Genomic DNA, 20,491 nt, shown 5'->3' with positions numbered 1-20,491 from the left:
TTATCGATCCCAATGACCAGATCAAATTTATCGGCAAAGAAGGCAACGGCTTCACTACCGATCAACCCTGCCGAACCTGTAACGAGTGCAATTTCCATGTAAAACTATTGATTAAAGTTAGTACAAATCATTGTTTATTTAAGGGCTGGAGCTAGTTCCTTAGGACGTTTAGCCATCATGGGTAATTCAAAAAAATTATATAAAAATGCAGAAAATAAGATAGTTAAGATTAATCCTAAAATTTTCGAAAAAACATTGCCTATAAAGGTAGATCGTATACCGCTTGTTACGTAATAGCTAGTAAAAAGGATAGGGATGTGGCTTAAATAAATCGAGTAAGACCAAATACTTAATCTCTCAATGACTTCAGCAAAAAATCTGAATTTATATATAGGCCGGTTCAAAGTTTTAAAATATGGTAATAATAGAGAACTCCCGAGGGGGGCAATTAGTAACAAATATTTATTATTGACTATTGTATTTTGTGATATATTAAAGACGTACGAAGTAGAAATGCAGCAGGCAATCATTATTAATCCAGTAATGAGCATGGTTAACTTCATTTTCGAGGATAAATAAAAAACCGAAGTGGTGAATGAAATAAATACTCCAATAGCTATTGCATCGAGCCTTGCAACTGTAATCATATGTAGATTTTCTATGCCATCGTATCGATCAAGAATTTCTCTTACTAGGAAACAGAAAGAAATTATAAATACTATTGATAGAACAAATGAAGCTTTTATTGATAAACCAGTTTTTGCGAAAAAATATAAAATTAAAGGGAAAGTCAAATAAAACCATTCTTCTATACATAGACTCCAAGATACACCATAGAAGTTACTGGAACGATTTAAGAAATCTTGACCAAACCACAAGAAATTAACAAGCTGTTTGTATGGCGGTAATGCATGATCTAATAAATAGTGAAAAAATACCGAGATTACCAAAAATAAGTAATAATTAGGTAAAGTTCGCCACCAGCGTCGTGACCAGAAATTTATTATATTACGTGTTCCCCAGATAGTATTTTCTGAGAAATTTCTCCATAAAATAGTCCCAATCAGAAAACCGCTTAGGCCGAAAAATAATTCAACACCCCAGAAACCAATATATTCATAAATTTTAATAAAATGCGAGATTAACACTAGAATGATTGCTATGGCACGGATTAGGTCAAGGCCAAAATATCTATTCAATTTATGTTCTTCAGTATGTGAATTCATTTTATTGTAGGTAAAAAATAAATCTTAATATAGAAATTATACTAAATTATTGTTAGTTGCTATCAATAATTTTTATAGAATTTTAGTTAAAATACATGCTTTAGCATATTGAGTAGAATGGAACTAGAAGAGATTTTTTTTTAGAGAATCAAAACTGTTGGGTTTCGCTTAATATTACTAAGACTGCTCTTTTAATTCTCTGATTTTAACGTATATCTGGGTGAAATAAGCCATCTTAAGAATGGCAAAAGCAAAGCCTCTAGTGCCATCCCGAAAACCTCCCATTAGAAAAAAACTAGCGAAAAAATACATGGGAGCTAGTAAGGGGGTTTCCATAAGCGCATATTTAATTTTTTGCATCCAGGTCCATTGCTGCGTAATTCGTTTGTCTCGCGATATTTTGAAATAATGAGCAGCTTCCCAGGATGAATATTCATTATGTTTCGTTACATAATAGGACACGCCCCGTAAATCCCTATGATCAATCTTGTTTTTGATAACGCCCACTTCACCGTTTACAAGCCCGTACTCATGGACTTCCATATCTAATCGGCTCCACTGATCTTCATCAACACGTTCATACTCACCGACTCCTACTTGAAAAAGAGCTAGTTTGTGAAGGAAATACCCTCCCTTGTTTATCTGACCAAGAAAATAAATGGTATAACGTAGCCAATATCCTTTAATGTCATTGTTTTGTTGCAGTTTTTCCCGAAGTTCAGTCTTAAATGCATCGGTTAAAAATTCATCTGCATCTAAAAACATCACCCATTTTGTATCAGGGGTGTGGTTTTGTAGAAACCAGTTTCGCTTTTTTGGGAATTTTCCATTCCAATTAAACTCAATAACTTCAGTTCCAAATGCTTTGGCAATATTGACTGTTGCATCAGTACTACCTGAATCAATTACAACAATTCGCTTGGCCAAATCTTTTCCAATAGCTTCCAGGCATTTAGGAAGGTTTTTTTCCTCATTTTTTACTGGGATCGCTATTGTTAAATCAACAGGGAACAACATATTGCTTTTAGTGATATGCTTGGGATGTTATTTTAATAATTTATTTGTCTTTTCCTGAATTAGTAACTCAAATTGTGATTTGTTTGTGTCGTTTATTTTTCTTACAAATAGAGCAAGGTTTTATTAAAGATTCTCTTTTGGTTTAATTATTCTTACTGCACACGTTAGAAATCGCTTAACTATCCAGTCCTTCGATCCAAATACAGGATTGCCTAATATTAATTGTTTAAAATGAGCATTTTTGGAGTTTGCCCAAGCTTTAAGGTCAAATAACGAAACCCAATGGACAGCATCAGAGTCTATAAAGAATGGTCTATAGAAAGCTGCCAGATCAGTCTGAATTAAAAAGGCAGGCTGGTTTCTGGTTAGTGTATCCAGCCTGGATGTGAACCAGTGATAAATAAAACTTAATCGGTTCAGCCAATTTATATGGCGGCTACTTGGACAAAGATATCCAGGAATATCATATCGTGGACAAAATATAAGCATACACCCGCCCGGCATTAATAGACTAAAGATTTTCTCAAGATGTTCGGCTGGATCAGTAACATGTTCAAATACATACGTTGAAAATATGATATCAAAGTAATTTCGATTAGTAATGGAGCTTATGTCTCCCCAAAAAACTTCATCTGCTTGTGAATGAAGCCAAACACTATTTTGTGTTGTAACATCTTGTGCACAATAGTAAATATTGTCACGTAAGCCTTTCACTCTCAAATATTCTGCAAAGCCACTTCGACCTGCTCCAACTTCTAGAATCCTTATTTTCCTTATATTTAAATTAGGACTTTGCTTAATCTCGGTTTCAACTTTTTCCCAAGATAAAATTTGATTACTCATTGTCCCAAAAGCGGTATAATCAGTTACCTGCTGGTAGAACGTATCTAGTTTAGTGCGTAAATTTTGCTTTTCACTAGCAGATATATTAGCTTCTGGTAATAATTGAGCTTTCATGGTTATTTTTTATGTTACGAGAACCAATGGGATGGGCAGGGTTACCTGCTACTATACTACTAGAAGTTACATCTTTAGTAACGACGCTGTTAGCTCCTATAATGGCATATTCATTAATAGTAATTCCAGGCATAATAAATGCGCGAGCTCCTATAAAGGCATGAGCGCCAACGTAGATTGGCGCTGTGATTAAATTCATGGCTTCTCTATTAAATGCATGAGTACCTGTACATAGATAAGCTTCCTGGGCAACGGTGGCGTGCTCTTGAATTTCTATTTTACCCAAGGAATAAGCATTTGCACGATCTCCAAGGCATGCATGGTCATGTAAAGTAAGATGCCAGGGGATTTGTATACGTGCCCGCTGGTGTACAAATGGTGTACCATATATAGTGGCACCAAATAGTTTCAACCATAGGAGTCTCCAGCGATTTGCGGGTTTGGGAGTCCATGAACAAAATAGGAACCACATATATTCCCACAGTAGAAGTTTTACCCGATGTTTTCTACTCCAGGGACTTGAATAGGGATCTGACTGATTATGAATTAGTTGATTTGCGGCCATATGCTCAGGAAGTTTGCTGGATAATCTGTTCAAAATCGTCCAGAAAAAGATCCGCTATACGAGAGATAGAATGGGTATGTCTCACGGTAAGCGCTTGTTGGCTTAAGTTAGTTCGCCACTCCGCATTCACTTGTAATTGGCTGATTGCGTAAGCTAACTGTTGAACGGCATCTGGTGAACGATGGTCGAAAATTAACCCGTTTTGGTTTTGTTGAATAAAATCCTGAAAGCAGGACAAATTGGAAACAACAGGAACGCATCCCCAGGCCATGGCTTCGAGTGGAGCAAGTCCAAAAGTTTCACCCTGTTCGGCAACAGATGGGTAAACAAATATGGAAGCTTCCTTATAATATGAATTAAGTGCTTCAGTATTAAAAACTGGCCCTACAAAATCGACTGGGTAATTACTGGCTAGTTGGCGTAAATAATTAATGTAGGCATCTCCACCTCCTCCGGCTGATATTTCCCATGGTCCTACGATCTGTAGGTGATATGATTGATCAGTTTGTTTAAACGCCTTTATCAATAAATCCAGTCCTTTCTCGGGATGGACCCGGCCTGTGTATAAAATGACCTTTTTTTTCTTAAGGATATCCACCCCTTCTAAAGGAACAAATGGGAGTGGATTTGGTATCATGACAACTTTGGCATGTTTCGATTCAGGAAGTTCGTTTCGGATCGCATCTGCTACTGGAGTTGAATTGGCCCGTAGCCGTGCCGTAGCATTATAATATTTCATTTGCCCCTTTGGCATACGCTGAACGTCAACAAAACACACTCGTTTTAAGTCATCAGGCAATAGAATCGGAGCCCAAAATGTGTTACTAACCAAAATGTCAGAGTTTTTAGGGAGTATATGTAGTGCCTTTCTTGTGTAAAGAAAGTCTCTTAGCTTTAGGACTAAACCCGACTTTGGGGTATCATATCCCTTCACGCGTATGTGTTGAACACCATTTTGTTCTTCGAATTCTGGTAGTTCGCCCAATTGGCGGGAAATGTGAAATACTTTATGCCCTTTAGCTGCAAATGCCTTTCCGAGTGAATACCACATTTTTTCAACGGCTCCTCCCAGAATAGGTGGAATGGGAAAAAAGGCACCTTGGAGTATCGTAATACGCACAGATAAACTATTAATTTAGCGTTAATGCATTAAGTATCCGAATAGCAGCCTGATCAACCTGAAAGTATTTTTGAAACGTAATTCTTGCTCTTTCACCCATTTGCTTTTGGGTATCGGTGGGAAGCGAAATCCATTGCTCAAGTGACTTAATAGTTCCTTCAAGCGTATCCGACGAAATAAGGCCTCCACCTTCCTGATCAATTTCCCGCCAGATATTTACCTGATCTGTAATTAATACAGGCTTTTGACAAGCCAATGCTTCAGCCACAGCAATACCAAAGTTTTCCTGATGGCTGGGTAAAATAAAAGCGTCGCATCCAAATAAAGCTCCCCATTTTGCGTCGCCCATCAGCATACCGGGGAATGAGACCATTCCTTTCAGCGATGGTGTTTCGTTTACAAGCTGTTGGATTCGTTCCCCATAGGGCGTATCTAGCCCTGGTCCTGCAATGACAAGTTTGGGGAAAGAAAGCTGAAGAGACTGTCTGGATTGAAGAATCGTTGCATAGGCTTTTATAAGTAAGTCGACTCCTTTTTTATAATGAATTCGACTCATAAAAAGTAGGTAGGGATGATTTTCTATCTCGGGACATGTCTCTAAGAAAGCCGTTTTCATCGATTCTTTATAGGGAAGCGGTTCGTCAACCCCATAGCCTACATTGATTTCCCGCTTAGGATGGTATGGTCTGAATGGTTTACGTGCTAAAAGCAATTCGGTTTCGCAGGTAAAAAGGATCCCATCTGCATCATTGACAACTCGGTTTTCAATTAATTTCCAATAAACCCAGTTTCGAAGTGACTTCCATTGTCGTCCATTTACTTCCTGAAACCAGGGATCAAGCATACCATGAGGCATTACAAATATTCTAGGTTGTTTACCATCCGATTTTTGCAAATGCTGAACGGCCTTCCAGACTGCATAACTTGGATATAACCAAAGGCCATTAATAATGACAGCATCAAAACGGGCTAAATTCTTAACTAACCAGGGCACAAGATTGCTATTGTAACGCCAAGGAGTTATTCCTGAACCGAGCGCATGGATCGGGAAATCATCTTGTCCCAAAAAGGAGGATGAAGGATCATCAAGGCTGACAACTTCTCGATGAATATCTAATCGTCGAGATCGTCGGTCTAAATTTCGTATACCCTGACATGGACCTCCATTTAGAGGATTCATGCTATTGATTACATGAAGAAGCTTCACAAAGTGAATTAGTCAATACGTTTTATTAAAAAGTATTAATCTTAGTTTTGATAGATAGACGAATAAAGATCAAAATACATGTCTGCTATTCTATCACCATCAAATCGTAATTTATTTATTCGGCCATTTTGAATTAATAAATTACGATAAGAATTGTCATTTATTACTTTAATAAATCCTGCTTGTATTGATTGTATGTCAAAAGGATCAACTAGACAAGCGGCATTACCTGCTACTTCTGGCATTGAGGAAACAGAGCTTGTAACAACGACTCGTTCAACCGTATTAGCTTCAACAATTGGCATACCGAACCCTTCAAAGGTCGAAACAAAGGATACGATGTCGCATTCGATATATTTTTGTAAAAGTTGCTCGTTAGACAGATTATATTCGTTTGTAAAACTAATATTGTTATCATGCAAAGCGGCTAACTGCTCACTGAACAACTCACCTATAATTACAAGATGGCAATTTATAGAACGCAAAGCGCTGATTAATCTAAGTAAATTTTTATTGTAACCTGTGCCAATATGCAGGATAATAGGTTTGGCTGTATTAAACTCTTTTTTGTGTGGTTTAAAAATGGGGTTTATTGCAACTGGAATTATAATTATTTTATCTGATTCACAACTGGTGTACTTAATTATTTCTGCTTTTGTCGCTTCAGAAATCGTGGTGACTATTCTGGATTTCTGAACAGGAAGCTTTAAATATAACCAATTGATCAGCTTCTGTGAGACCCCTTTTTTACGTCGAACCATCCCGCAGTCCAAAATTGTAAGTACTACATTTTTAGAATTCATAAACAAGTTTAAAAAATGTACCTCACCTGTTATATGATTAATATCGTTAGATTGATGCGATCTTGCTGCAATTATATTAGCCAGTTTTGATAAATATCCACTGTTGTGATAAGGAGAAATAAATATTGCAGCTTCAATTCTATCCTTTAAACGTTCTCTAATATCATTAAATATAAATTCCATGCTAAAACTAAACCCTTTCCATGGTTTACGCTGAAAATAATTTACATGAATTTTTTTAATGTTATCTATCATTACTGTTCCAATGTCTAACTCGTTTTTCTTATTGATGCTATCATGAGCCCTCCTATAAATACACTAAATCCTAGCGAAGTTGGTTGTGCCCAGCCCCCTTGCAATAGACTTAATAAACCAAAACTAAGAAGCATCCAGGGGAGAAGATTGCCCATTTGGAGTTGTTTATAGCTAGCAAGGCTAATCCGTGATGACAGGCTTAAACGTACAAAAATCACTAGAAGCCCAAATAAAACGCCAAGTTCGCCTACAAGCCGCCCCCATTCTTCCTCAGAAATCAGGAATAATCTATTGCCAGTTAAGAGTTGTGCGCCGACATTAGTCCCCATTCCTAGTCCATAGCCAAAAAAGGGAACATCTGATGAACTTTCAATGGCCGTAAGTAAACCTCCTAAAAATCGATCAACAATAGCGCTTTGGAATCCTCCTGCTTGTTCATTTGCAGAGTCAAATCGGGCGGTAAAGGCTTCGGTCGCCGTCTGGAAGAAACTAGCTTTGTTTAGTAAAGCCATAGCAAGAAGTAAGCCTATACCTGCTATAATCATTCGCACTATAAACTTAGGCTTCCGGGCAGCAGCGATAATAGTAAATAGTATTGTTACCCCAACTTGCAGAAATAATGCCCTACTAATTGACAGCGGTACAGCCGCTAACAAGCCTAGTGTAGCTCCAATGAGTGCCAGTCGGTTAACTTTATCAGGGTTTAGCCAGAAGTAAAAAACAAAGCAGGCTACAAAACTATAAAATAAAGTAGTACCATTTGTAAAGGAAAAGGTAGCTGGTGGTCGAAAATAACCTAGAGCGCCACTGAAACCTGCTCCTGTTGTATCCCCACCAATACTTCGGTTCACCCAAGCCGATTGTGGGCTATAAAACTGTAGGATTACTAAAATTGTCATCGGAATTGTAATCCATAAAGTGGTTGTTCCAACTTTAATTACATCATCCCGGGTAAAAATTTGTCCGATAACGAAAATAAATGGGAATTGAATTAACAAAATTCGTGCGCCAAATAGAGCTACAAAAAAATTGCCATGACCTAACGTGACTGCTGTGAAGATACTTAACACTCCTATGAACGTCATGGAGAGCAAGTGTGCATTATAAGAAATGCGATGGTGTGTCCAGGCTATAACAATTAACCATAAGGCGAGTGGGTCACGAATGATAAGTAACGGAGTTGCTAATCCCGGTAAAAACCATTTCCGGAGTGCCCCCTCAAATATTAACAAAAAGAAATAGAGCCAGATACCCTGTTTAAGTAATCGGGTTTTACGATCTGTTGCCTGTAAAGCTCTTCGATCAATAAATTGCCCAGGTTCGGCAGTTACATAGTCAATCATGTTGATTGCAAGTGTAAGGATTGAGCTATTGCTTTGGCCAATTCATTTCCATATACCGACCATGGGCGTTGCCGGGCAGTTTCTAGAGCGGCCTGGCCTGCCGAAGCAATTTGATCTGGGTATTGAATTAAGTGTTCCAACCTAGTCTGTAACGCTTCAGTTGCTCCAGCCTCAACCAACCATCCATTTTGTCCATGATTAATTAAATCAGGCCCGGCCGTACGCTCGGTTGTAATAACTGGCGTCCCCTGTGACATAGCCTCAGTTATTACCAGACCGAAGCCCTCAAAAAGAGACGGGAACACCAACACATCATGTTCATGCATAAGATTGAGAACCTTCTCATGTGAAAGACTTGGTATCCAGTTGTGTTTTGTTAGTGCATGATCTAATGCTAAACACGTAGACCCTGTTTTTTGTCCTACAACAGTTAATTGAATATACGACTTAAGTGGCTCTACAGCAGCAAACAAATTGGCTATACCTTTTCGCTGCGATAAACTACCCACAAATAAAAGCTTTAACGGTCTGAATGGGGAAAAGCCTTTATATTCTTTCTCGCGTGTCACCTGTGGAAAGCCGTAAGGGATTACAGTTATAGGCTTCAGCGGACTTGGATAATCCTCTAAAGTAGAAGCGGTGAACTGGCTTGCTACGAAAATTTGATCCGCCAGACGCAATTCCTCATCTTTACGCATTAATTTTTCTTCAGTATCCCTGAATCCAGTCAACGTGGCTGACCATTCAGGCCATCGCTCACGTTCGGTCTCTAATAATCGGCGAGCAGTTCTCCAATAACCAATTGGCAGGTCATAAAAGCAATTAATATGAAGTTGCTTGGCTTTATTGAAGGTGAAAGCTGATCCATCCTCATACGCGTAGACAGCTTGCAAACTATGTTTCTTCAAGGCTGATAACCTTGAAGAAACATGCTTGTCGAAATGTTGATAAACAGCGTCAACGGAAAATGGACCAATCTGATGTGCTGTAAGTTTTGAATAACCAACTCTGGATGCAACAAGCCGTCCTATTTCCCACCAAGGAAATATATGTGTAAAGGGTTGTAAAGAGGCATCAAAACGTCGACGATTTAGTTCTGAAAATGGTCCTATTCTACTCAGATAATCTAAAAGATCCCCTGGAAATGTGGCAATACAGGTGTTAAACTCGGCTAAGAGATTGGCTTGTAAAAGCCCATAACTTGCAGCCCGAACATTTGCATTACCAGTTGGATGCGACAGCAACAAGTTCATTTGATATAACAGCTAATCAATTTCAAAAACACGGCGCATAGCAGTTATATTCTCTTCGCCATAGTATCTTTCACGGGCATACTGCCAATGATCGTTAGTTAACTTTAATCCCATAAGTTTTTGGATCAGAGCTAATCCATCCTGCTTGTTTGTTGTACTCCAGAGTACCCCTGTTCCCGTAGCTTGTAGAAATTCAGCTAATGAGCTGTCTGCTGGCCCATGTCCAAAAATCGGTCGGCCGGCCTGAACGTAGCTTGAGATTTTCGTCGGCATACTTGTTTGAGAAAATATCCTCATGCGTTGGTTCATAGGATACATGGCATACACAAAATCACATGCTGCCAATTGTGGTATAACTTGACTCTCAGGTAAAGTAGCATGAGTTATAATACTGGTTCGAAATTCTTCAGGAATCTGATCTTCCTGAACCTTCCATCCCCACATGTGAATTTCAAGCTGTGATCCTTGTTGAATGGCTACTTGTTTAACTAATTTAACAAATTGAAAGAAATCTTCCTTATCATATAAGGAACCAATATGGCCTACTTTTAACCGGTGTGATTTTATATCATGTGATTCAGACACATGGCTCAATGCCTGAGAAGGAATATATCGATGGCTGATCTCTCCTGTGCGTCCACTTAGTTGTTTATAATAGTCCTGCATTCCTCTACTAGTAACGTCAAAAGTTGTTGCGCTTTTTAAAACGTTTATAGTCATTTGGTTTGCTAAAGTGGCCATGAATCGATAACGGATTGACCGAGCGCAAATAGCTCCAGCCCAATCATCATTGATTGTTACATGTACTGGCCGAATTTGTTGACGCCTAGCTAGCTCCACAGCTACTCGAATACCTTCGTTGTGAGATACAATCCAATAAGCATCACAATCAATTTCCAGAAGATTATTAACAATAGTATCGATTAATTCTACTTTCTTTCCAGATAACATTTTCCAGGTAAACCAGATATCATGATCAACCCTTCCCCCCATAAAGCCTGTACCCATATAGCCATCTTCAAAACCTTTAGCCGCTTTATGATCAATATATTTCCATATAACATTGATTGAAGAAAGGTTTTCAATTAAACTACGAAAGTTTGCGCTTCCACCACCAATTAAGGGTGAATGAGCTGTGAATAAGCAAATGTTTTTTTTCATTTATAAATCATGTATATGCTAACTATTGTCATAATAGCGAGCATGAATATTTTTGACAGTGTATATCAACATATTTATTCAAGGTATCTAATGAATTGACGAGCAATATCAGAAACTGTTATTATTGGTATAGAAGTTTTCTCTGCTAATTGAAGGACTGTTTCAAGATTTGAATTCTTATAAGCTAAAATCCCAGGATGATTTTCCAAAGGAATTATTCCACGAGGCTTCCATTCTGAAGCAATACATAAGACAGGTAATCCATGAGCTAACATAGCAGCTACTGAACCACTCTTCTCAATCACCGCAAAGGCAGTTGATGAAAGACCTATTGTTGATTGACTTAAAATTTTAGAAATCTCTTCAGCTGATTGCTCTCCTAAATAATTAACATTTAATCCATTTCTTTTCCAAACAGCTATCCAATTTTTACTTTCATTTGACTGGCGGCCCAAAATAGTTAGAGTTACGGACCAGAATTCTTGTTTCACTTTGTTAGCAACTTCAATTGCTAATTGCTCAATCAAAGAATAAGGGTGAATTGAACCAAATACAACAAAATTAAAGGTTTTAGTATCAAAAGCTTTCTTAACAGGATTTTCTTTAAGCGATGTTGTATAGTGAGTGGGAGGAATATTTGTAATTAATGGTAAAATTTCTGAATTTATATTATATTTTTTTAAGTATTGTTGATAAGTATGAGATTGAGTATTAATTATAAATGGACGTAATGACTTCACTAAATTAATTATTAATAAACGTTGTATGTAACCCCAAAAAATTAATTTGACCGAAGATTTTTCTGCCATCCCAACCCATAATTCATGAAACATGAAATGCCATTGTATATCTGAACTTAATTTTTTTAAAAATTTATTTAACCAGAAAGGTAAACCTTTGGGGTGAAAGCCAAATGGTACAAATTGAAGACTTAATAAATCTGGTTTATGGGTATTTATAAATTGAGAAGCCTTTTTTAACTTTTCAGAAATAGGAGTATCAATTGACAAACGAAGAAGACGTAATGTTTTGCCATTTTCTGTTTGAACTGAAGATTCATTATCTTCAAATACGTAGCGATCATGTAAAGCAATTATAGCAATTTTATAGCCATGATTTACCAACTCATAAGAAAGGTATCGAGTATAATCACCAACGCCATCACGACCAGGTTCAAGTGAAGAGCAAATGAAAATAATATTAGTCATTTCTACTGAAAAAGTCGTTTATAATTTAATTTATAACTTAAATCAATAGACCTACGACCAATAACTTTAGCTGGAATTCCAGCAACAACTGTGTATGGTTCGATATCTTTAGTTACTATTGAGCCAGCTGCTATTACTGCGCCTTTTCCTATTATTAAACCTTTTAAAATAGTAGCCCTTGTACCAATCCATACATAATCTTCAATAACTACTTTACCAGTCCTTCCATCAAATTTTGATGTATTTAAATCATGATCTGCTGTAAGAATGACAACATCTTGAGATATTGAAACATTTTCACCTATAAAAACTCCCCCTCTAGGATCAATTCTACAGCTATTATTTATGACAGAATTTTTTTTAATAGTTAAGCCCGATTTGCAATCAAATTTGCATCCTAAAAATATATAAGAATTAGATTCAATGTCAAAGTCCATGATTATACGGTAAAACCATAATCTAAACCTATGACTTGGAATAGAATTTACCCAATAGTTACATAGGTAAAGCCTGAACTCACTAATTACATGTTTCAATTTTCTTATATTATGATTCTAGCCAAAAACTTCTTTTAATTGCTTCTAAATTAAACTTTTGCCTTGCAAGTTTTTTAGCGTTAAAAGAAAATTGTGCTCCATTCTGTATACTCTCTAAGATACAATTAATCATATCATTCTTATCAAGAGTAGTACAAGAAACACAACTTTGAAAACTAGTAAGTAATTTATTCGCTGCACTATCTACAGGTCCATGATAGAGTATAGTACCTGGAGCTCCTAGGTAACCAATCATTTTAGTTGACATACTGTATAAATAGAAATAAGGATTATTGAATTTAATAGGGAAGTACAGGATATTAGCTTCAGTAATATCTTTTTTCAAATCTGAATTATTTATTGTAAAAGATCGATATTCTAACTCAAAGCAACGATTCTCAAGCCAATCAATATTTTGAGTCCCTCTTAAGACTAATTTAAATTTGAAATTATACTGCGGACTAGAAAGAATATCTAATGCATCTGCTAACGATTGAAATAATGGTAAATAGTCTATGTGAAGTAATCCGCCAAAATAAATAACAATTTTATGATTTATTTGTTGAGTGTTTGGAGTAAATATTTCATCTAGATTTAAACCATCAGTAATTATTTCATAGGGTAAGATTCCAAAGATGCTTTGGTAATAATTGCCTAACTCTTCAGATATAACTATTCTTCTGTCTGCTAAAGTCCATAATTGCTTTGAATCATAAAAGTTTCCGCCAGAAGTCAGGAAATGATCGTGAAAAGATACCCATATTTTTTTATTAATACGTAGTTGTGTTAATAAATTTGGAAAATCACCATGATCTACGATATGTAATATGTCATATTCAATGTCATTTATTTGTTTTATTAGTATGTATTTTGTTGTGAATTTTAATTTATTTCTAATATAAAAAAAAATATTTTTAATATGCCATTTCATCCACCTTTTTTTTGGAAATATTTGCTCGATTTGATATTCTTTAATTGGATTATCTATTATATTTTTTTTTCTTTCGACTAGCGCTATGGATATTGTGTTTTCTTCATGGTTTTTAAATAATCTGCGTAAAATACGACTACCTCCGCCGTTAGAGTATATCGAAAAGGTTTGGTACGTAAGTAATTTCATGCTTATAATATTATGAATTACTGCGAGTATTATGCAAACGAAGAATATGTATATTCTTCGTTTGCATAATACATATTTTTTAATTGATATATCATATTAAAATTGAAGTATATTTTAGGTTGCATAAGCAGACTTTAGGCCATTAAACCTATTTTTTAACTTTAGAATAGGCTTTTCAACTATTTGAAAACAAAGTTCAGCAATTAATATTGGTACTAATAAACGGAGGAAGGAAATAAAAATTAGGTTATAATAATTATTTTGTTCTCTAAACTGCTCTAATAAAATAAAGATAGGCTGATGTAAAAGATATATTCCATAAGATCTTTTACCAATATACATAAATAGTCTACTTGAAAATATTGGATGTTTGGGTTGTGTAATAGTATATGTGACACAAAATAAGCATAATATATTTGTTAATATAAACCCGCCATAGTTAATAAATTTACTGTAGTAATTTATGTATAGTAATATAAAGCTGAAAAGAATAAATAAGAAAATAAAAATTGAATTTGAATATTTAATCAGTGCTTTTTCTAGTGATGGAGCGGGAGGAGTAAATGCTAAAAGCGCACCCAGTAAAATTGAGTCAATTCGACATAAAGTAAATTTATAATAATTTATTTCATAAAATGAAAATTTCAGATCGCTCTCGTACCTGAAAGCATATATACGAAATAAAGATACTATAGTTATAAGTAAAAAGAATAAAATATTTCTTTTATACAAAGATACTTTGTTTAGTACACTTGAAAACACTATTGGCCATAGAATATAAAAATGCTCTTCGACCGATAAGGACCATAATGGGTTAAGTACACCAGTTACATCATCTGAAATGATATTATTAAAATATAACAGGCTAGAGGCTATAGCTATTTTTTTATTTGATTCTTTATAAATATGCTCGGTAAGTGGCCAAGAAAAATATGCTAATAGAATTGCAAAAATTAAAGCAGGAAATAGCCGTAAAGCTCTTCTTACATAGAAATTTTTATAAGAAATTTTGCGAAATTCTTTTTGCTCTAATTGTAATAGATTTGTAATTAAATAGCCGCTTAAAATAAAAAAAAGATCAACGCCAATCCAACCATTTATATGTCCATAAGAACCATGGGCTAATAAAACAAAAAATATAGCTATACCTCTTAATCCATCTAATGAGGGTATATATATTATTTTGGGATACATAATTTATTTACTATTAATCAATAAATTTCAATTTCTTTCAAGAGTTGGTATAGTTTTTTACCTGTTACATTCCAATTTAATCGATTTTTATACTCTATAAATGATGAATAGGATAACTTTTCATAATTTATAGAATTCATGAGTAAATTTTGAATGTAATCAACATACTTCATTTGTTCATCATTGATATCGAACATTTTACCATTTATACCATCTTTAATAATCGTAGGGATTCCTCCAGTGTTAGTTGCAATACAAGGCAAACCAAACGAGTTAGCCTCTGAAAATACTAAGCCAAACGCTTCGGCTTTTGTCGGTAAAATAAAAAAATGACTTTCACTAAATAATTTGTCTAACTTTTCTCTTCCTGATTCCGTACTTTTACTAATAAAACCATGATAAATTGCATAATTGTTATCTTCAATTATAGGATTTAGTTTAGGACCAACAATATGTAATTTTGCGTTTATACCTCTCTCTCTTAATTTTTCAGTTACACTTAGAGCCATATTTCCACCCTTCCTTTCCCAATCAACTCCAATAAATAATAAATTGCATTCAAACTTTGAGCGATTTAAAATTATTTTTTTTATATCTTCCTCAGTTCTATCACATTCAATATTCGCACCAAAAGGAATAACTTTAACTTTTTTATAATCAACATTATAATTATTTATAGCTGTCTGTGCTGCCCAATCTGAAGAGAAGATAGCTAATGAGCAATTATCAAAAGCTTTCTGTTCTAAAATCAAACCGTTTTTTTTTGTTTCATTACTTATAGTGAAATATTCTTCATAATAATCTATTAGGCCGGCAAATGTGGCGTCGCAATAAAATACTTTAGGTAGTTTAGTGTTTAATAGAGCTATTGGGATCGAGCTAGGTGAGAAAATTATCCCAGAATTTTCATTTAATTGAGTTTCAATTTCTTGCCCTATTTTCTTTACCATTTCAGGATCACGGCTATAATCAAAACTCTTACCTATTAGAGAATAAGCTTTCTTTTTAATTTTTGTTAATGTATTAATTTTTTTAATAGTATTTGAATAGTCTAAAAAATCAATTTCTATATTTTGATCTTTTAAACTTTTAGCAATGTAGTATATTAAACCTGACCAAGAATGTATGTTGCTTACATCATGAGAACTCACATAAGTTATTTTCATTACAATTTTCTTCTAATTTATTGTCTTAAACCTTTTTAATACTAATAATATTCTTTTTAAGAATTGATGTGGCCTTGAGAGCTTAAAATATTGGAGCTCTTTACTCTTCATTTTATCTGCGATTAAATATGGGAAGTAATGTTCTAGGGCTTTTACTATTTCTTCTTCCCTTTGCTTTGAGTTTATACTCGAAATCCCATTCATATCATATACACTCACAACATGTGGTATTTTCAAAGGTGATATTTTTTTTTCAATAGTTGCCCTTAAAAAAAATAACCAATCTGAAATTATTCTAAAATTTTCATCATAGCCATTTAACTCATGTAATAATTTAGTGTTTATAAATGTGGCTTGATGTGGATAGCTAGCATGAATCATAAAATCAAAAATACTAATTCTAGAAGGATGAATTGCTTCAATATCTCTATCTTTATATCTTAAAATTAAATCACCAAATATTATAGTTTGGTCTTCGCTTAAATATGGCACTACCGATTTTAAAATCTCTTGATTTAGTAATGTGTCACCAGAATTTAAAAAAATACAATATTCACCTAAAGCTTTTTTCCATCCTTTATTCATTGCATGATATATACCGTTATCTTTCTCAGATACCCAACTTGTGATATTATTTCTATATTTGTTTATTATATCAATACTATCATCTTTAGACCCTCCATCAATTATTATATATTCAAAATCTTTATAATTTTGGTTCACAACTGACTCTATCGTCTTTTGTAACCCATCTCCATTATTTAAATTAATAGTTATTATTGATATTTTCATATTTATTAATCTATTCTCTAATCTTTATTTTTGTTTTTTGAAGTTTTTTAATTGAGCTTTTCAATAAATAAATATCATTTGCTAGGAAATTATTAATAATTGCAGGCAAATGTAAATTTAGTAATAACCAAGATCGCTTTTCCCTTTTTAGAATCACTTTAATCAAATAAATTATAGTTTTCAAGGCATTTATATGTATTTTATTATACTTTTCTTCATGCAATTTATTTAAAATAATGTAATCGTATAAGTATAAGGTTTCCAATGCATTTTCAAATCCTTTAGTTAAACTTATAAAGTACTCAATGTTTAGTCTGTTGTCGGGTATAAAATGTTTAAAATAAAGGTCTTCGCTGTACCACAATTTGTAGCCAGCGATTAAAAACCATTTTGAAATTTCTGTATCTCCACCTGAGCTTAATGCTTTACCTTTTCTGTCCGAAAGTAAAAAATTAAATCCTGAATTTAGTAAATTTATAAATATACTTTTTCTGATTACCATCCCAGCACCCCAAACATAACCCCTTTTAGATATATCTCCAGATGTTAATGCTTGAACACCAACAGCATATTCTCTTTGATAACTAGTAAACCAATGAGGTGGTAATGTATTAAACTCAGCTTCACTTCTACCGCCCAATACACCAATTTTTGAGTCAGATTCCATTATTTTATATGCAATATTGCAATAATTTTCATCTAACCAGTTGTCATCATCACACAATATTACATATTCATATTTTGCATTTTTTATGCCTGTTGTTCTTGCATAGTTTAAGCCTATTTTTTCTTCGTTTATTATAGTTAAATATCCTATACTTTGTTTGTTCTTTTCCCATTCGATTGTTGCAATGTTAAATGTTTCATCAGTGGATGCATTATTAACTATAATCAGTTCCCAATCTACATCCAGCTTCTGCTCAGATATACATTTAATTGTATGTGGCAACCGCTTTGAGCTATTATAACAACAAATTATAATTGAAACACCTTTCATTTTAATTTCACACCAATTGTTAATTCATTTGAATTAAATAACATAAAGCCAAAGGATTGCAAGTACCTATATATTTTCTCTCTAACTTTGAACTCGTCATGTATTTCAATAGCTATTACTCTTGTATTCTCAAGAAATGATAAATATTCTACTTTATCAAACAAGTATTTTTCAGCCCCTTCTATATCAATTTTCAATAAATCAATTACATCTATATTGTATTTATTTAGTATTTGTTCGATAGTAGTTCCTTTAACTTCTGCTCCTGTTTTACTTTTTTCTATAGTTCTTCTTGACCATTCAAGATTATCTCTAAAACTTTCGTCTAAATACAGAGTTCTTTCTTCGTACCATATTGCACATTCCTCACAATATACATTCTCATATTCTTTTGTGTTTAAACATAATTGTTTAAAATTAAGTTTATCTGGTTCTATAGAAACAATATTTGCATTTGGAAAGCATATTGACATTTCAATTGTGGTTAGACCAATATTGGCACCACAGTCTAATATATTTTTTACGATAATGTTATTTAATTTCAATATGGATTTTACTACAGCGTACTCATCGCTGTATATCACCTGATGAAATACTAGATTGTCACTACCAAGTTTTCTTAAATGTATTTCTTTATTATTATATGTAATGATATATTCATTATTTGTCTCTCTAAATGGTAGTTTTCTTTGTATAAAAATCATTTTTTCATTTTCTTTTTTCTCATATTGTTTATTAATCAATATTTTCCTTATTTTATTGATTAATTTATTCCAAATTCTGATCATATTCTTTTGATTAAACGGGCTGGAACCCCACCATACATTGAAAAACAATCAACACTTTTATTGACTATACTACCTGCTGCAATAACAGAGCCTTGTCCTATATGAACACCATCTAGTATTACACACCCAGCTCCAATCCATACGTTATTCTCAATTATTATTCCTTTACTTTTCATCCCCTGTTGATTAATAGGAATATTTTTGTTTTTAAACTCATGATTAGCTGGAATTATCATACAATGGCCTGCAATAAGCACATTATCGCCTATAGTAACTCCTTGTCCATGCCCATATATAATAGTATATGGATTTATACTGCAGTATTTTCCGATTTTTATTTTACCACCATATGCCATTAAACACACACCAAATAATACTTCTGTATAAGAGTCAATCTCAACAGTTCCCCCTCTTATATTTGATATATTTATTGATTTATCTAAAAAAGCTTTTTTTTGTATTTGTATTCCTTCTCTTAAGTTGTACATATTTACTCTGTAGGTATGTACAACTTTTTTTATTTTACTTATTAATAAAAAAACTATATTTCTAACCATTGACAAGGTACATTTATTGCTCCAACATCTGCATTTCCATAAATTGCCATTGGTGATGTGTAATCAGCAATCTCAAAATCACTTACATTTTTTTTATAATCATATACTCCTCCATTTGGCATAAAAGTAGATACATCAATTGAATACTTTCCTGATAATAATAGATTTTTAGGTATAACTGCTAAAAAATCTTTTGCTCCGACTTTTTCATTTTTAACTTTGGATACTGTTGTAAACAGTTTTCTATTCCATTGGTCATAAATTGCAATTCCTATATGATAAGAAAAATTAGCCTGATCAGAATTAACTTTCAAATATATTTTTATTTCATTGTCGAATGTAAAAATTGACGTTTTGTCTTCATTTTGAATTTTTACATACATAATCCCACAATTTCCTACTTTGTAATTTTCATAAACTAAACTCGCAGATTTATTAATATTGTTATATGCTTCTAATACCTTATTAACTTTTCCGCTGTCTAAAATCTTACCTGAATTTAATAGTATACCTTTTTTGCATAATTGTGATACGGCTCCCATATTATGACTTACAAAAAGTACAGTTCTCCCTTCACCCTTACTAACTTCACCCATTTTACCTAAACATTTGCTTTGAAATTCCGCATCTCCAACTGCTAATACTTCATCAACAATTAAAATTTCTGATTCAAGGTGTGCTGCTACGGCAAATGCCAATCTTACATACATCCCAGATGAATATCGCTTTACAGGAGTGTTGATATATCTTTCCACTCCAGCAAAATCTATTATTTCATCAAATTTTTTGCTAATTTCATATTTGCGCATCCCTAATATAGCTCCATTTAGATATATATTATCTCGCCCAGTAAGTTCAGGATGAAAACCTGTTCCAACTTCTAATAAACTTGCCACCCGACCATTCCCTTTAATTAAGCCTTTAGTTGGACTAGTGACTCGGCTTAATATTTTCAATAAAGTACTTTTACCTGCTCCATTTCTCCCAATAATGCCAACAGCATCTCCCCGTTCAATTTCAAAATTTATATCTTTTAGACTCCAAACAATATCACTATTACCTTTTTGAGTTCGATCATTAATTTCGCCAATTTTTAAAAATGGATCACCTTTTCCACGAACCTTACTTATCCATCTTTCTATATCTCTAGATAATGTACCTGTGCCTATTTCCCCCAGTTGGTAGGCTTTTGAAATATTCTCGGCTTTAATAGCTATTGACATTAT

Annotated in this window: 20 protein-coding genes; all 20 read right to left on the bottom strand. The window is 33.8% G+C overall.

Annotated features, from left to right (window positions below):
* Positions 1–134 precede the first annotated feature (134 nt).
* Positions 135–1,226, bottom strand: a complete 1,092-nt coding sequence (locus BGO59_RS19730; protein ID WP_293685944.1) for an acyltransferase — start codon at positions 1,224–1,226, stop codon at positions 135–137.
* Between the two features lie 177 nt (positions 1,227–1,403).
* Positions 1,404–2,243: a glycosyltransferase family 2 protein gene (locus BGO59_RS19725; RefSeq protein ID WP_293685942.1), complete on the bottom strand. Its 840-nt coding sequence runs from the start codon at positions 2,241–2,243 to the stop codon at positions 1,404–1,406.
* Between the two features lie 123 nt (positions 2,244–2,366).
* A complete protein-coding gene (locus BGO59_RS19720; RefSeq protein ID WP_293685940.1) occupies positions 2,367–3,200 on the bottom strand; it encodes a methyltransferase domain-containing protein in 834 nt (277 codons plus the stop codon).
* Positions 3,172–3,486: a DapH/DapD/GlmU-related protein gene (locus BGO59_RS19715; protein WP_293685938.1), complete on the bottom strand. Its 315-nt coding sequence runs from the start codon at positions 3,484–3,486 to the stop codon at positions 3,172–3,174. The genes BGO59_RS19720 and BGO59_RS19715 overlap by 29 nt, the downstream gene beginning before the upstream one ends.
* Positions 3,487–3,769: 283 nt before the next feature.
* Positions 3,770–4,885 carry a glycosyltransferase family 4 protein gene (locus BGO59_RS19710; RefSeq protein ID WP_293685936.1) on the bottom strand — a complete coding sequence of 372 codons (1,116 nt, stop codon included), beginning with the start codon at positions 4,883–4,885 and terminating at the stop codon, positions 3,770–3,772.
* Positions 4,886–4,895: 10 nt separating this feature from the next.
* Positions 4,896–6,065 (bottom strand): glycosyltransferase, encoded by a 1,170-nt coding sequence (locus tag BGO59_RS19705; RefSeq protein WP_293685934.1) that lies wholly within the window; start codon positions 6,063–6,065, stop codon positions 4,896–4,898.
* A gap of 68 nt (positions 6,066–6,133) precedes the next feature.
* A complete protein-coding gene (locus BGO59_RS19700; RefSeq protein ID WP_293685932.1) occupies positions 6,134–7,150 on the bottom strand; it encodes a glycosyltransferase in 1,017 nt (338 codons plus the stop codon).
* Between the two features lie 14 nt (positions 7,151–7,164).
* Positions 7,165–8,493 (bottom strand): hypothetical protein, encoded by a 1,329-nt coding sequence (locus BGO59_RS19695; RefSeq protein WP_293685930.1) that lies wholly within the window; start codon positions 8,491–8,493, stop codon positions 7,165–7,167.
* Entirely contained in the window at positions 8,490–9,746 is a 1,257-nt protein-coding gene (locus tag BGO59_RS19690; RefSeq protein WP_293685928.1) for a glycosyltransferase family 4 protein, read from the bottom strand. The genes BGO59_RS19695 and BGO59_RS19690 overlap by 4 nt, the downstream gene beginning before the upstream one ends.
* A 12-nt stretch (positions 9,747–9,758) precedes the next feature.
* Positions 9,759–10,907, bottom strand: coding sequence for a hypothetical protein (locus tag BGO59_RS19685; RefSeq protein WP_293685926.1), 1,149 nt, complete (start codon positions 10,905–10,907; stop codon positions 9,759–9,761).
* 74 nt (positions 10,908–10,981) lie between these two features.
* Positions 10,982–12,115, bottom strand: a complete 1,134-nt coding sequence (locus tag BGO59_RS19680) for a hypothetical protein (RefSeq protein ID WP_293685924.1) — start codon at positions 12,113–12,115, stop codon at positions 10,982–10,984.
* 2 nt (positions 12,116–12,117) lie between these two features.
* Positions 12,118–12,552: a DapH/DapD/GlmU-related protein gene (locus BGO59_RS19675; RefSeq protein ID WP_293685922.1), complete on the bottom strand. Its 435-nt coding sequence runs from the start codon at positions 12,550–12,552 to the stop codon at positions 12,118–12,120.
* Between the two features lie 109 nt (positions 12,553–12,661).
* On the bottom strand, positions 12,662–13,771 hold the full coding sequence (locus BGO59_RS19670; protein ID WP_293685920.1) for a hypothetical protein: 1,110 nt from the start codon (positions 13,769–13,771) through the stop codon (positions 12,662–12,664).
* A 114-nt stretch (positions 13,772–13,885) separates the two neighbouring features.
* Positions 13,886–14,965, bottom strand: coding sequence for an acyltransferase (locus BGO59_RS19665; protein ID WP_293685918.1), 1,080 nt, complete (start codon positions 14,963–14,965; stop codon positions 13,886–13,888).
* A gap of 17 nt (positions 14,966–14,982) precedes the next feature.
* The gene (locus BGO59_RS19660) at positions 14,983–16,131 is read right to left on the bottom strand and encodes a glycosyltransferase family 4 protein (RefSeq protein WP_293685916.1); all 1,149 of its coding nucleotides are present in this window, start codon (positions 16,129–16,131) and stop codon (positions 14,983–14,985) included.
* A gap of 12 nt (positions 16,132–16,143) precedes the next feature.
* The gene (locus BGO59_RS19655) at positions 16,144–16,923 is read right to left on the bottom strand and encodes a glycosyltransferase family 2 protein (RefSeq protein WP_293685914.1); all 780 of its coding nucleotides are present in this window, start codon (positions 16,921–16,923) and stop codon (positions 16,144–16,146) included.
* A 10-nt stretch (positions 16,924–16,933) separates the two neighbouring features.
* Entirely contained in the window at positions 16,934–17,920 is a 987-nt protein-coding gene (locus BGO59_RS19650; protein ID WP_293685912.1) for a glycosyltransferase, read from the bottom strand.
* Positions 17,917–18,708, bottom strand: a complete 792-nt coding sequence (locus BGO59_RS19645) for an FkbM family methyltransferase (RefSeq protein ID WP_293685910.1) — start codon at positions 18,706–18,708, stop codon at positions 17,917–17,919. The genes BGO59_RS19650 and BGO59_RS19645 overlap by 4 nt, the downstream gene beginning before the upstream one ends.
* On the bottom strand, positions 18,705–19,265 hold the full coding sequence (locus tag BGO59_RS19640) for a DapH/DapD/GlmU-related protein (protein WP_293685908.1): 561 nt from the start codon (positions 19,263–19,265) through the stop codon (positions 18,705–18,707). Before BGO59_RS19640 ends, BGO59_RS19645 begins: the two co-directional genes overlap by 4 nt.
* Positions 19,250–20,488, bottom strand: coding sequence for an ABC transporter ATP-binding protein (locus tag BGO59_RS19635; RefSeq protein ID WP_293685906.1), 1,239 nt, complete (start codon positions 20,486–20,488; stop codon positions 19,250–19,252). Before BGO59_RS19635 ends, BGO59_RS19640 begins: the two co-directional genes overlap by 16 nt.
* Between the last annotated feature and the right edge of the window lie 3 nt (positions 20,489–20,491).

Origin of the sequence: Spirosoma sp. 48-14, from assembly GCF_001898575.1 — a bacterium.
GTDB lineage: Bacteria > Bacteroidota > Bacteroidia > Cytophagales > Spirosomataceae > Spirosoma.
Note: the sequence above shows the minus strand (reverse complement) of the source record. Positions and strands in the feature narration are given on the sequence as shown.

Bases quoted from the DNA above. Each gene is read 5' to 3' on its own strand.
- BGO59_RS19635 (WP_293685906.1), bottom strand. From the start codon at position 20,488: ATGTCAATAGCTATTAAAGCCGAGAATATTTCAAAAGCCTACCAACTG.
- BGO59_RS19645 (WP_293685910.1), bottom strand. From the start codon at position 18,708: ATGATCAGAATTTGGAATAAATTAATCAATAAAATAAGGAAAATATTG.
- BGO59_RS19685 (WP_293685926.1), bottom strand. From the start codon at position 10,907: ATGAAAAAAAACATTTGCTTATTCACAGCTCATTCACCCTTAATTGGT.
- BGO59_RS19700 (WP_293685932.1), bottom strand. From the start codon at position 7,150: ATGATAGATAACATTAAAAAAATTCATGTAAATTATTTTCAGCGTAAA.
- BGO59_RS19705 (WP_293685934.1), bottom strand. From the start codon at position 6,065: ATGAATCCTCTAAATGGAGGTCCATGTCAGGGTATACGAAATTTAGAC.
- BGO59_RS19655 (WP_293685914.1), bottom strand. From the start codon at position 16,923: ATGAAAATATCAATAATAACTATTAATTTAAATAATGGAGATGGGTTA.
- BGO59_RS19725 (WP_293685942.1), bottom strand. From the start codon at position 2,243: ATGTTGTTCCCTGTTGATTTAACAATAGCGATCCCAGTAAAAAATGAG.
- BGO59_RS19720 (WP_293685940.1), bottom strand. From the start codon at position 3,200: ATGAAAGCTCAATTATTACCAGAAGCTAATATATCTGCTAGTGAAAAG.
- BGO59_RS19650 (WP_293685912.1), bottom strand. From the start codon at position 17,920: ATGAAAGGTGTTTCAATTATAATTTGTTGTTATAATAGCTCAAAGCGG.
- BGO59_RS19665 (WP_293685918.1), bottom strand. From the start codon at position 14,965: ATGTATCCCAAAATAATATATATACCCTCATTAGATGGATTAAGAGGT.
- BGO59_RS19730 (WP_293685944.1), bottom strand. From the start codon at position 1,226: ATGAATTCACATACTGAAGAACATAAATTGAATAGATATTTTGGCCTT.
- BGO59_RS19680 (WP_293685924.1), bottom strand. From the start codon at position 12,115: ATGACTAATATTATTTTCATTTGCTCTTCACTTGAACCTGGTCGTGAT.
- BGO59_RS19670 (WP_293685920.1), bottom strand. From the start codon at position 13,771: ATGAAATTACTTACGTACCAAACCTTTTCGATATACTCTAACGGCGGA.
- BGO59_RS19675 (WP_293685922.1), bottom strand. From the start codon at position 12,552: ATGGACTTTGACATTGAATCTAATTCTTATATATTTTTAGGATGCAAA.
- BGO59_RS19640 (WP_293685908.1), bottom strand. From the start codon at position 19,265: ATGGTTAGAAATATAGTTTTTTTATTAATAAGTAAAATAAAAAAAGTT.
- BGO59_RS19690 (WP_293685928.1), bottom strand. From the start codon at position 9,746: ATGAACTTGTTGCTGTCGCATCCAACTGGTAATGCAAATGTTCGGGCT.
- BGO59_RS19695 (WP_293685930.1), bottom strand. From the start codon at position 8,493: ATGATTGACTATGTAACTGCCGAACCTGGGCAATTTATTGATCGAAGA.
- BGO59_RS19660 (WP_293685916.1), bottom strand. From the start codon at position 16,131: ATGAAAATAACTTATGTGAGTTCTCATGATGTAAGCAACATACATTCT.